Origin of the sequence: Saccharothrix carnea, from assembly GCF_003014735.1 — a bacterium.
GTDB lineage: Bacteria > Actinomycetota > Actinomycetes > Mycobacteriales > Pseudonocardiaceae > Actinosynnema > Actinosynnema carneum.
On record NZ_PYAX01000003.1, the window covers coordinates 429,547 to 441,818 of the forward strand.

General features: G+C 72.1%; 11 protein-coding genes. 3 read left to right on the forward strand and 8 right to left on the reverse strand.

Features of this window, described 5'->3' with window-relative positions; translation table 11 throughout:
• Positions 1 to 125 precede the first annotated feature (125 nt).
• Positions 126 to 1,607 (forward strand): S8 family peptidase, encoded by a 1,482-nt coding sequence (locus B0I31_RS10335; protein ID WP_106615098.1) that lies wholly within the window; start codon positions 126 to 128, stop codon positions 1,605 to 1,607.
• A gap of 1 nt (position 1,608) precedes the next feature.
• Here B0I31_RS10335 and B0I31_RS10340 read toward each other — a convergent pair whose 3' ends face one another.
• Positions 1,609 to 4,305, reverse strand: a complete 2,697-nt coding sequence (locus tag B0I31_RS10340) for a LuxR C-terminal-related transcriptional regulator (protein ID WP_181320083.1) — start codon at positions 4,303 to 4,305, stop codon at positions 1,609 to 1,611.
• A gap of 256 nt (positions 4,306 to 4,561) precedes the next feature.
• Entirely contained in the window at positions 4,562 to 5,095 is a 534-nt protein-coding gene (locus B0I31_RS10345; protein ID WP_106615100.1) for a sigma-70 family RNA polymerase sigma factor, read from the reverse strand.
• A 201-nt stretch (positions 5,096 to 5,296) separates the two neighbouring features.
• On the opposite strand from B0I31_RS10345, the gene B0I31_RS10350 reads away from it, so the two are divergent.
• Positions 5,297 to 6,100, forward strand: coding sequence for a ferredoxin (locus B0I31_RS10350; protein WP_245949789.1), 804 nt, complete (start codon positions 5,297 to 5,299; stop codon positions 6,098 to 6,100).
• A 4-nt stretch (positions 6,101 to 6,104) separates the two neighbouring features.
• Here the strand turns inward: B0I31_RS10350 and B0I31_RS10355 are convergent, their stop codons facing one another.
• Genes B0I31_RS10355 through B0I31_RS10375 form a run of 5 tightly spaced genes read right to left on the reverse strand, consistent with a single transcriptional unit; the run spans position 6,105 to position 11,124 of the window.
• A complete protein-coding gene (locus B0I31_RS10355) occupies positions 6,105 to 8,069 on the reverse strand; it encodes a TIGR03960 family B12-binding radical SAM protein (RefSeq protein ID WP_106615101.1) in 1,965 nt (654 codons plus the stop codon).
• Positions 8,070 to 8,100: 31 nt separating this feature from the next.
• Positions 8,101 to 8,511 (reverse strand): DoxX family protein, encoded by a 411-nt coding sequence (locus tag B0I31_RS10360; protein WP_106615102.1) that lies wholly within the window; start codon positions 8,509 to 8,511, stop codon positions 8,101 to 8,103.
• A gap of 42 nt (positions 8,512 to 8,553) precedes the next feature.
• Complete coding sequence (locus B0I31_RS10365) at positions 8,554 to 9,417, reverse strand: ABC transporter permease (RefSeq protein WP_106615103.1); 864 nt, start codon at positions 9,415 to 9,417, stop codon at positions 8,554 to 8,556.
• Positions 9,414 to 10,202 (reverse strand): ABC transporter permease, encoded by a 789-nt coding sequence (locus tag B0I31_RS10370; protein WP_106615104.1) that lies wholly within the window; start codon positions 10,200 to 10,202, stop codon positions 9,414 to 9,416. Before B0I31_RS10370 ends, B0I31_RS10365 begins: the two co-directional genes overlap by 4 nt.
• 1 nt (position 10,203) lies before the next feature.
• Positions 10,204 to 11,124, reverse strand: coding sequence for an ABC transporter ATP-binding protein (locus B0I31_RS10375; protein ID WP_245949790.1), 921 nt, complete (start codon positions 11,122 to 11,124; stop codon positions 10,204 to 10,206).
• Between the two features lie 56 nt (positions 11,125 to 11,180).
• Between B0I31_RS10375 and B0I31_RS10380 the strand changes: the two genes are divergently transcribed.
• Entirely contained in the window at positions 11,181 to 11,771 is a 591-nt protein-coding gene (locus B0I31_RS10380; protein ID WP_106615106.1) for a GNAT family N-acetyltransferase, read from the forward strand.
• A 48-nt stretch (positions 11,772 to 11,819) separates the two neighbouring features.
• Here B0I31_RS10380 and ndk read toward each other — a convergent pair whose 3' ends face one another.
• Positions 11,820 to 12,230: a nucleoside-diphosphate kinase gene (gene ndk / locus B0I31_RS10385; protein WP_073889533.1), complete on the reverse strand. Its 411-nt coding sequence runs from the start codon at positions 12,228 to 12,230 to the stop codon at positions 11,820 to 11,822.
• Between the last annotated feature and the right edge of the window lie 42 nt (positions 12,231 to 12,272).

Genomic DNA, 12,272 nt, shown 5'->3' on the forward strand with positions numbered 1-12,272 from the left:
CGGCACCGTTGCGCTTGTCTGCTCCGCCCCGGCTGGCTACGGTCCGGCAGCAGCAGTCCGATCGACGGTTCGCCCGGAAGTCGGGCAGACGGCTCCCGTCACCGGTCCAGCCCTGGAGGTCCCCCGTGCCTCTGCACCGCCGCGTCCAAGCGGCCGCGGTCAGCGCGGCCCTGCTCGCGACCGGCTGCTTCTCGGTGACCGCGTCAGCGGCCGAACCCGAGGTGCCGGTACCCGCGGTGGACTGCGTCCAGCCCGGTCCGACGCTGCGCTACCTGGTCGTGTTCGACCCGGGTACGAGCGCGCCGCTGGCCGAGGCGCAGATCGCCGCCGCGTGCGGCACGACCGCCCACTACTACCCGCAGATCGCCGTGGCCGTGGCCGTGTCGCCGGATCCCCGGTTCGGGCAGCACATCGGCACGCACCGGGCGTACAGCGCCCAGGCAGACGGCCTGTCGAAGCGCAACGGCGCACCTGCCCGGCAGAAGAAGAAGGACGACGAGACGGCCGGGGCGCGCGCTTCGGCCGGCGCGGCGGACCGCACGGCCGAGCAGTGGGACATGGACCTGATCCGGGCGGCCGAGGCGCACGCGGTGAGCAAGGGCAGCCGGGACGTGGTGGTGGGCGTGCTCGACTCGGGCATCGACCCGGCGCACCCCGACCTGGTCGGCGCGCTGGACCCGGCGCTGTCGGCCGGCTGCACGACCGGCGTGGCCGACCCGTCGCCCGCCGCGTGGGCGCCGACGACGTCCGGGCACGGCACGCACGTGGCGGGCACGATCGCGGCGGCCGACGACGGCCTCGGCACCACGGGCGTGGCGCCGGGCGTGCGGATCGCGTCGGTGAAGGTCGTGGACGACGCCGGGTTCATCTACCCCGAGTACGCGGTGTGCGGGTTCATGTGGGCCGCCGAACGGGGCATGACCATCACCAACAACAGCTACTTCATCGACCCGTGGGTGTTCACCTGCCAGGACGAGCAGGGCCAGTCCGTGGTGTACGAGGCGGTGCGGCGGGCGGTGGAGCACGCGTCCGGGCGCGGTGTGCTGGCGGTGGCGGCGGCGGGCAACACGGCGGCCGACCTGACCAAGCCCGGCCGGGACGCGCTGAGCCCGACCAACGCCGCGCCGGAGGACGTCAAGCCGCGGCCGGTGGACAGCACGTGCCTGGTGCTGCCCGCGCAGCTGCGCACCGTGGTGGCGGTGTCGTCGGTGGGCGCGGACAGGGTGAAGGCCGGGTACAGCTCCTACGGGCTGGGCGCGGTGGACGTGGCCGCGCCGGGCGGTGACCGCAGGCAGGCGCCGGACGACGGGCGCAGCGGGTGCGTGCTGTCGACCGTGCCCGCAGCCGGGTACGACTACTCGTGCGGCACGTCGATGGCCGCGCCGCACGTGTCGGGCGTGGCCGCGCTGCTGGCGTCCACGCACCCCGAGGCCAGCGCGCTGGACCTGTCGAAGATGCTCAACTCGCAGGCGGAGACGCTGCCGTGCCCGGCGGACTACGACCTCAACGGCACGGGCGCGCAGGACGCGTTCTGCACGGGCCACTCGGAGTACAACGGCTTCTACGGGCACGGCCTGGTCGACGCGCTCGCCGCCGTGCGGGAGTAGGTCAGGCCGAGTACTGGTCCTGGTGGCGGCGCAACGCGCCCGCGAGGTCGGCGCGGCCCGCGATGCCGAGCTTGCGGTAGGCGCCGGACAGGTGCAGCTCGACCGTGCGGCGGGTGAGGAACAGGGCTTCGGCGATCTGCCGGTTGGTCAGGCCCTGCGCGGCCATGCCGGCGACCCGCGTCTCCTGCTTGGTCAACCCGTGCACCGTGCCGTGCGCGGTGGCCGGCTCGCAGGCGCGCAGCTCCTCGGCGGCGCGGCGGATCAGCGGCTTGGACTCGCAGCGGGCGCTGAGCTCGACGGCCTGCCGCAGGTGCGGGATGGCGCGTTCGGCGTGCCCGCGGCGGCGCAGCCGGGCGCCCAGTTCCAGCAACGCCTCGGCGTGCAGCAGGCGGGCGACCGATCCGGTCAGGTAGTCCACCGCCTTGAGCAACGCCCGGGTCGCGGCTTCGTCGTCGGTGGTGAGGCCGAGGGAGACCAGCGCGGTGCCCATGGCGCGCGGCGTGCCCCAGCGCTTGGCGCGGGCGAGGTCCTCGGCGGCCAGGTGGGCGGCGGCTTCCCGGTGTCCCAGCGCGAGGTGTGCCCGCACGGCGAGTGACCGCCACGGCAGGACCGCCGGACTGTCCACTGTGGACGCGGTGAGTCTTCGCCCGCACTCCAGCAGGTCCGCCAGGGCGCCGGCGTGGTCGTCGGTGGCGAGCTTGAGCTTGCCCCGCGCGAACAGCGTCACGTTGTGCTGGAACAGCTCCGGCAGCTCGTCGGCGAAGCCGTGCCGCGCCAGCAGGTCCCGCGCCTCGTCGAACCGGCCGAGGTCGACCAGCACCTCCACCAGCCGGGCCGCGCACAGGATCGCCATGGGGCACACCGCGACCGCGCCGAGCTCGTCGAACAGCCGCAGCTGCCACTTGAGGAACGTCTTGGCGCGCACCAGGTCGCCGCGGGCGAGGAAGTCCATGCCGTGTGCCATCGACACGACCGTGCCCTTGCGCAGGTGGTAGTCGTGCGGCTCGGCCTCGCTGCCGATCATCCGGCGGAACCGCTCCGACAGGTCGGGCGCGTCGGCCAGGAAGCACGTGCTGACGGTGAACACGAACGGCTGCACGAACACGTCGACCCGTTCGCCCTCCAACGCCTCGGCGGCGTACCGGACGGCGTCCTCAGCCGATTCGCCGCGCAACGCGTGCCCGAGCGACAGCAGCGCGGAGTGGACCTGCCGCAGCCTCGGTGAGTGCGGCACCTCCGATTCCAGCTCGTCGGTGAACATGCCGGCGCGCAACGCGAGGGCGACGTCGTTGCCCGCGCCGGCGAGGTAGGCCAGGACCCGCAGCTCCCACGACTCGTCGTGCTCCTGGGACGTGAGGCGGGACACCAGTTGCAGGCCGATGGACACGGCCAGCCGGGCTTCGGGGCCGCTGCACAGCCGCAGCAGCATGGTGACGGCCTGTCCGGCGGCCGAACGGGCGTCGTCGGCGTGGGCGAGGGCGTCGCGGAGCAGGTCCATGCCCGCGACCCGGTCGACCAGGAACGTCACGTGCACGAGTTCGAGCTGCAGGGCGAGCCGTTCGTCGGAGGACAGGCGTTCCTCCAGCGCGCGCTCCAGGTAGTCCTGTGCGGCGTCCAGCCGGTCGTCGTAGGTCGCCTTGCGGGCCGCACGGCGCAAGACCTCCACGGCCCACGGGAGCGGCACGGCGCGCGCTCCGCGCAAGTGTTCGGCGATCCGTTCATCGGGTGCGCCCGCGTCCCGCAGCAGCACGGCGGCACGCGCGTGGTCGGCGGCCCTGGTGGCGACCGGCAGATCGGCCAGCACGGCGTTGCGCACGTACGCGTGGGCGAAGCCGAGGGGGTAGTCGTCGCGGAACACGCGCAGCCGCACCAAGCCGTCGATGAGCCGCAGCGCGCGCCGCGGCTCGACGTCCGCCATCGCGGCGAGCCGGTCCACGGTCGCGTCCTCCCCCAGCACGGCCGCAGCACGCACCACCTCCGCCGCGCCGTCGTGACGGCGCAACCGCAGGCGCAGCGCGGCACCGATCTCCGCCGACCCGAGCGCGTGCACCTCGGCCGCGGTGACGCCCGGCCGCAGCTGATCGGCCAACGCCCGCAGCAGTTCGGGGTTGCCCCTGGTCACCTCACGGCAGGCCGCCGCGGGAGCGTCACCCACCAAGGCGGCCACCGCGTCCACGTCCAGGCCGGTCAGCTCGACGTGCTCGTGGTGCGCGCCGAGGAGTTCGGGCAACGTCACCTCGCCGACCGGTGCCTGGCCGGTGGTGGCGGTCAGCACCACGGCGAGCGGCTGGTCGGCGACCCGGCGCAGCGCGTAGGCCAGGCAGCGCAGGGACCAGCTGTCCGACAGCTCCACGTCGTCCACGGCCAGCAGCAGCGGCCCCTGCCCCAGCGCGTCCCGGACCACGCGGTGGAACCGGTCCAGCGACTCGGCCGGGCCGTCGTGCAGGCCCTCGGCCAGCCTGGTGATCACGCCGCCGCGCAAGTCGCTCTCCAGCCGCGCACCGATCGCGGTCACCACCGTGAAGCCGAGGGCGCGGGCGTCGTCGGCGATCGCGGTCAGCAGGGCCGACTTGCCGATCCCGATCTCGCCGGTGACCAGCAGGGTCGTGGTCCGGCCGGCGAGCGCGCCGTGCAGCAGCGCGCGGGCGGCGCGCAGTTCGCGGTCCCGACCGGGCAGTGCCGGAGTCGATGCGGTCACCGGGGAGCTCCGATCTGCTGCGGCGCAGCCGGGCGGTGGATCGGAACCACCACGGTAGGACACCTGTCCAGCACCTTCGGTACCGAAGGATCGCGCGCGGGATCGCGGAATTTCCTTCGGCACCCACCGTAGAGACGCCACGCCGGTCTTCGGCGAGAATCGAGGTCCGACTTTCGCGAGCCGATTCGACCGGCCCGCGAAGAATAGGCCCGCGCTCGATCGCCCCTTTCTCCCGGTCGACCGGCGGAAGCCTTTCTCAGTGCCACTCCCGCACGGCGCGGCGGAGGATCTTCATCGCGGTGTAGACGCGCGATTTCACGGTACCCTCCGGAATGCCGAGCACCACCGCCGCCTCACGCACCGTGCGACCGCGCACATAGGTCTCGTAGATCGCGGCGCGGTGCTCCTCGCCGAGCCTGCCGATCACGTCGTTGATCACCATGATGGACAGCCGCTGCTCGGTCCCGTCCGCGACCTCGACCGCGTCCGGGCTGGTCAGCTCTACTTCGCGGGGCCTGGCCTGCCTCGTACGCCACCCGTCGATGACGATCCTCCTCGCCACGGTGAGCAGCCAGCCGCGCAGCATCCGCGGGTCGCGGACCAGCGTCTCGGCGTTCTGCCACGCACGGATCAAGGTCTCCTGGACCACGTCCTCCGCCCACTGCCGGTCACGGTTGGTCAGACCGAGCACCTGGGCGTACAACACGCCTTTGAACTGCGCGTACAACGCGGTCACGAATTCTTCCCCGGACCGCGCGTCGACCACCTGGACACCGCCTGCTGAATTCATGGAGTAACCGACCTCCCGGGGTTCGCGCGCGGCGGGGCGAATGCGACCTGCCGGAAAGGTACTACACGGCGGGGCGACCATGCGCGTTACTCGGAATTCGCCGTGTGAGGTAGATCACAGGTCTTGATTGAACGTTCTGTCGAACCGTCGCGCGGCACGTTCGTAGTTCCTCTGCAGAAGGCTTTAACAGGGGGTGCGGACGTGGTGCACGCGGTCTCCGAGCACGACGCCGGGGTGTGGGACGTCGCCACGCTGTCCGGGCGGCTGGCGTACGTGGCGATGTGCCTGGCCGCGTGCTGGGGCGTGCTCACCGCCACCGGCTGGGTCCGCCGGATCACCGGGCGGTCCGCGTTGCGGGTGACCCACCAGGCGCTGGCGACGTTCGCGGTGGTCATGGCCGGGTCGCACGCGGTGTCGTTCCTGTTGCTGGACAACGGTTCCCCGGCGGCCTACCAGCTCGTGGTGCCGCTCGTCGGCGGTGGCGAGGTGCGGCACGCGCTGGGCGTGGTCGGGCTGGAGCTCGTGCTCGCCGCCTCGGTGACGGCCGCGTTGCGGCGCACCGCGTTCCACCGCGACTGGCTGCGCCTGCACCGGCTCGCGTACGTGGGCGTGTGGCTGGGCGCGATGCACGCGTGGCTGGGCGCGTCCGCGAGCGGGCACGTGGCCGTGGTGTGGTTGGGCGGTATCACCGTGCTCATGCCCGCGGTGACGCTGACCGTGCTGCGGTTCCTGCCGCCGCCGCTGCTCGTGCGGCTGGGCCTGGTCGAGGCCGACCCGCCGGCGCGGCCCGAGCCCACCGGTGTCCGGGTGGCCGTCGACCACGACCGGTGCGGGCACTACGCGTTGTGCCAGGCGCAGGCGCCCAAGGTGTTCCGGCTGCTGGAGGACGGGCGGCTGCGCTACGCCCGCAACCCCGACGCCGACCAGGCGCCGCAGGTGCGTGCCGCGGCGCGGGTGTGCCCGATGCGCGCGATCCGGGTCGACGCGGTGCAGGCCCGCCCGTGAGCGGTCAGCCCTTGGTCAACGCCGGGTTGCGCACGGGCGAGCCCTTGCCGACCGGCGAGATCGGCAGCAGCGTCCGACCGGTGGGCCCGACCTCGATGTCGGTGCCCATGGCCGGGCACACACCGCAGTCGAAGCACGGCGTCCAGCGGCAGTCGTCCTGCTCGCGCTCGTCCAGCGCGTCCTGCCAGTCCGCCCAGAGCCACTCCTTGTCCAGGCCCGAGTCCAGGTGGTCCCAGGGCAGGACTTCCAGCTCCTCGCGCTCCCGCGTGGTGAACCAGGCCAGGTCCACGCCCAACGGGGGCAGCTCGGCCTCGGCCGCCTGCACCCAGCGGTCGTAGGAGAAGTGCTCGGACCAGCCGTCGAACCGGCCGCCCTCGCGCCACACCCGCTCGATCACCAGGCCGATGCGCCGGTCGCCGCGCGAGAGCAGGCCTTCGATCAGCGACGGCTTGCCGTCGTGGTAGCGCATGCCGATGTTGCGGCCCAGCGCGCGGTCCGAGTTCACCGCGTCACGCAGCTTCTTCAGCCGGTCGTCCACCGTGTCCGGGTCGCACTGGGCGGCCCACTGGAACGGGGTGTGCGGCTTGGGCACGAACCCGCCGATGGAGATCGTGCAGCGGATGTCCTTGCGGCCGGAGACCTCGCGGCCCGCGCGGATGACGTTCTTGGCCATCTCCGCGATCTGCAGCACGTCGTCGTCGGTCTCGGTGGGCAGGCCGCACATGAAGTACAGCTTCACCTGCCGCCAGCCCGCGCTGAACGCCGCGCTGACCGTGCGGATGAGGTCTTCCTCCGACACCATCTTGTTGATCACGCGCCGGAGGCGTTCGCTGCCGCCCTCCGGGGCGAACGTGAGGCCCGAGCGGCGGCCGTTGCGGGACAGCTCGTTCGCCAGGTCGATGTTGAACGCGTCCACCCGGGTCGACGGCAGCGACAGGCTCGTGTTCGTGCCCTCGTAGCGGTCGGCGAGGCCCTTGGTGATCTCGGCGATCTCCGAGTGGTCCGCGCTGGACAGGGACAGCAGGCCGACCTCCTCGAACCCGGTCGCCTCCAGACCGCGCTGCACCATCGCGCCGATGCCCTCGATGGACCGCTCGCGCACCGGGCGGGTGATCATGCCCGCCTGGCAGAACCGGCAGCCGCGCGTGCAGCCGCGGAAGATCTCCACGCTCATCCGCTCGTGCACGCTCTCCGCGAGCGGCACCAGCGGCTGCTTCGGGTACGGCCACGCGTCGAGGTCCATCGTGGTCCGCTTGAACACCCGGTACGGCACCCGCTCGCGGTTGGGCACCACGCGCTGGATGCGGCCGTCCGGCAGGTACTCGACGTCGTAGAACCGGGGCACGTAGATGCCGCCGGTCTCGGCGAGCCTGGTCAGGATCTCGTCCCGACCGCCCGGACGGCCCTCGGCCTTCCACGCGCGGACGATGTCGGTGATCTCCAGGACGGCTTCCTCGCCGTCACCGAGCACGGCCGCGTCGATGAACGGCGAGATCGGCTCCGGGTTGAACGCCGCGTGCCCGCCCGCCACCACGATCGGGTGATCCTCGGTGCGGTCGGCGGCGTGCAGCGGGATGCCGGCCAGGTCCAGCGCGTTGAGCAGGTTCGTGTAGCCCAGCTCGGTCGCGAAGCTGACCCCGAGCAGGTCGAACGCGCCGACCGGCCGGTGGCCGTCCACGGTGAACTGCGGCACGCCGTGCTCGCGCATCAGCTTCTCGAGGTCGGGCCACACCGCGTAGGTCCGCTCGGCCAGCACGTCCGGCTGCTCGTTGAGGACCTCGTAGAGGATCATGACGCCCTGGTTGGGCAACCCCACCTCGTAGGCGTCCGGGTACATCAGCGCCCACCGCACCGCGGCGGCGTCCCAGTCCTTCACGGTGGCGTTGAGTTCCCCGCCGACGTACTGCACCGGCTTGGACACCCTCGGCAGCAGGGGTTCCAGGGCGGGGAAGACCGACTCGACACTCACACGACCAGGGTAACGGCAGCGCCGGCGCGCATCAGAACAGCGGTCCGGTGACGGTGAGGCCCAGTTCGGAGCCGGGGCCCGCGTACAGGCCGAAGAACATCAGCGCGCCGCCCGCGAGGCCCAGGTCCTTGTTGAACTGGATCATCTCCATCTGCTTGGCCTGCGGGTCGGTCTCCTTCCAGAAGTTGTGCATGAGGAACGCCGTGGGCAGCAGGAACAGCACCAGCAGCAACGCGCCGAGATCCGCCCACACGCCCAGGAGCAGCATCAACCCGCCGATGACCATGAGCACGCCGCTGCCGAACGTGGCGGCTTTCGCCGAGGGGACGCCCTTGGACGCGGCGTAGCCGGCCATGGCCGCGGTCTGCGTGAGGTGGCCCATCGCCGAGCCGAAGAACAGGAACACGAACAGGATGCGGCCGATGAGTGCGATGACGTCCATGACGACCTCCGGTACTCGGGGTTCGTCCAGTGTTCGCGCGGCTCAGGTCAGCAGCAACTTGCCGAGCCTGCGTGCGGCGACAACCACTCCGACGACTGCCATCACGACGAAGTACGCGACGTTCACCAACGCGCCCCAGCCGACATAACCCGTGGTCAGCGCCCTCATCAGCTCGATGGCGTGGTAGAGCGGCGTCCACTGCACCACGGTCTGCAACCAGCCCGGGTAGACCGACAGCGGGTAGAACGTGGTCGAGAACAGGAACAGCGGCATCACGGCCAGTTGCACCAGGTCGAAGTCCTGCCACGAGCGCATGAACGTGGACGCGGCCATGCCGACCGCCGCGAACGCCAGCGCGACGAGCAGGCACGCGGGCAGCGCCAGCAGCGCCCACGGCGAGCTGACCAGCCCGAACCCGAGCATGACCACGATGAACCCGGCCGAGTACAGGCCGCCGCGGATGAGGCACCACGCGGCTTCGCCGAGGGCGATGTCGACCGGGCCGAGCGGGGTGGCCAGCACGGCGTCGTAGGTCTTGGCGTACTTGAACTTGAAGAACAGGTTGAACGTGGCCTCGAACACCGCGCCGTTCATCGCCGAGGCGGCCAGCAGGGCGGGCGCGACGAACTCGGCGTACGGCATCGGCCCGCCGGGGCCCGCGACCGTGGTGACCAGCTGCCCCAGGCCGTAGCCGAGGGAGAACAGGAAGAACAGCGGCTCGAAGAACCCGGACAGCACCGACATCCAGCCGCGCGTGCTGACCAGGTACGAGCGTTCGACCAGGACGTGGGCGCGGCCCGCGTACAGGCCCGGCGGGACGATCCGGAGCAGCAGACCGGCACGGCCGCGCGGCGCGGCGGACGGGCTCGGCGCGGGCACGTCGGTCGTGGAGGTCTCGTTGGTCATACGGCCAGCCTCCGGCGGAAGTAGCGGCGGCCCAGGAGCACGCCGAGCGCGACCAGGGCGGACAGGTAGGCGACGTGGCCCAGCGCCGGCAGCAGGCGCAGGGTGCCGAACGTCGCGCCGCGGGCCAGCTCGATGCCGTGCCAGACGGGGGTGAGCCAGGCCAGCGGGTGGATCCAGGCCGGCAGCTGGCTCAGCGGGAAGAAACCGCCGGTGAACAGCGTCATCGGCATCACCAGGAAGCGGAAGATCGCGTTGAACGAGTCCGGCTTCTCCCGGGTGGCGGTGAAGGCGACCGCGGGCGCGCTGAACGCCATGCCCGCCAGCGCCGCGAACGGCACCGCCAGCACCGCCATCGGGCTGCTGATCGCGCCCAGGGCGACCGCGATGAGCAGGAACACGGCGGTGCCCGTCACCAGGCGCAGCGCGATCCACAGCAGCTGGCCGTGCAGCACCTGCGCGGGCGTGATCGGGGTGGCCACCGCCGCCAGGTACGTGCGCTGCCACTTGAACGCCGAGAAGACCGCCCACGTCGACTCGAACACGGCGTTCTGCACGGCGGTGATGACCAGCAGCGCCGGCGCGAGGTACACCAGGTAGGGGTGGCCGCCGGTGGCCTCGCCCTCCCGCACCTGCGAGCCGAAGCCGACGCCCATGGCCAGCAGGAACAGCACCGGTTGCAGGAAGTTCGAGATCACCGTGGCCCGCCAGTTGCGGCGGTACCAGGTCCAGTGGTGCTCCACCGCGATCAGCGGTGCGCGCCACGGGCTGACGACGTGCGTGCTCATCTCAGTCCACCAACGTCCGGCCGGTCAGGCGGAGGAACACGTCCTCCAGCGTGCTGCGGCGCACCAGGCTGGACACCGGCCGCACGCCCCGCGCGTGCGCCGCCGCCAGCGCCGCCTCGCCGTCCGAGGTGTAGAGCAGCACCCGGTCGGGCAGCACCTCGATCCGTTCGGCCAGGTCACGCACCTCGTCACCGCTCTGCTCGCCCGGCGGGAAGCGCAGCTCCAAGACCTCTTTCGTGGAGTAGCGGCGGATCAGCTCGCCCGGCGAGCCCTCGGCCGCGATCCGGCCGCCGTCCATCACCACCAGCCGGTCGCACAGCTGCTCGGCCTCGTCCATGTAGTGCGTGGTGATGATCAGCGTGACGCCGGACTGCTTGAGCCGGAACAGCCGGTCCCACAGCAGGTGGCGGGCCTGCGGGTCCAGGCCCGTGGTCGGCTCGTCGAGCAGCAGCAGGTCGGGGTCGTTGACCAGGGAGCGGGCGATGGTGAGCCGCCGCTTCATGCCGCCCGACAGCGGCTCCACCTCGGCGTCGGCCCGGTCGCTGAGCTGGGCGAACTCCATCAGCTCCGTCGCCTTGGCCCGCACCGCGGACCGGGACAGGCCGAAGTAGCGGCCGTAGACCTGCAGGTTCTGCCGGACGGTCAGCTCGGTGTCGAGGTTGTCCTGCTGCGGCACCACGCCGATGCGGGCACGGATGCGCGGGCCGTCGGTGTCCGGGTCCAGGCCGAGCACGCGCAGCTCGCCGCCGGTGCGCGGTGACACGCACGACACCATCCGCATGGTCGACGACTTGCCCGCGCCGTTGGGCCCGAGGAAGCCGAACGCCTCGCCCCGGCTCACCTCGACGTCGATGCCCCGGACGGCTTCGAAGGAGCCGAAGTGCTTGGTCAGGCCCTTGGCGTTGACGAGCGTGGAGGTCACGCTCGTCACGGTAGCGGCGGGGTCCGACATTCCCGGAACCGTTTTAGGGTGGCGCCGTGGAGATCGAGCTCGGTTGGCCGGTGCGGGCCGACGAACGACTTCGGGCCGAAGTGCACGAGGTGCTGCACGCCGTGGTGGCCGCGGGCGGTGCCATCGGCTGGCAGGCGCCGCCGGGGCGCGCGGAGACGGGCGCGTGGCTGGACGGCGTGCTCGCGTCGCCTTCGGACGGTGCGCTCGTCGTGGCGCGGGTGGACGGTGTGCTGCGCGGCACGGCGACGTGGAAGCGGTCGGAGAGCGAGGTGTTCCGGCACATGGCCGAGGTGCGGCGGGTCACCGCGCACCCGGCGGCACGGGGACTCGGGCTCGGCGCGCGGCTGCTGGGCGCGGTCGTCGAGCACGCCCGCGCGGCCGGGCTGGAGATGCTGACCCTGGGCGTGCGCGGCAACAACCACGGCGCGATCCAGCTGTACGAGAGCCTGGGCTTCCGCGAGTGGGGCCGCCTGCCGAACGTGATCGCGGTGGGCGACGTCCGGTTCGACGACGTGCGCATGTACCTGCCGCTGGGCCACCGCCCCGGCGTCGTCCTGCACGGCTCGGCCCCGGGCGGCCTGGGTTCGTCCCCGGTGCGCGCCTCGGTCGGCGGATAGCGCGACGGCCCGGACCGCGTGGCGATCCGGGCCGTTCGGTTCAGCCGCTCAGAGGTTCGGGAACCAGAGCTTGATCTCGCGCTCGGCCGACTCCGGCGAGTCCGAGCCGTGGACCAGGTTGAACTGGACCTCCAGGCCGAAGTCGCCGCGGATCGTGCCGGGGGTGGCCTTCTCGACCGGGTCGGTGCCACCGGCCAGCTGGCGGAACGCCGAGATGGCCCGCGAGCCCTCCACGACCAGCGCGACCAGCGGACCGCCGGTGATGAACTCCACCAGGTCGTTGTAGAACGGCTTGCCGTCGTGCTCGGCGTAGTGCTGTTCGGCGGTCGCGCGGTCCACGACGCGCAGTTCGAGCGCGGCCAGCTTCAGGCCCTTGCGCTCGATGCGGGAGATGACCTCGCCGACCAGGCCACGGCTGACGCCGTCGGGCTTGACCAGGACCAGGGTGCGCTCGCTCACGGCGGTCAGTACTCCTTCGTACGGGATTGTGCAACTCGGTAG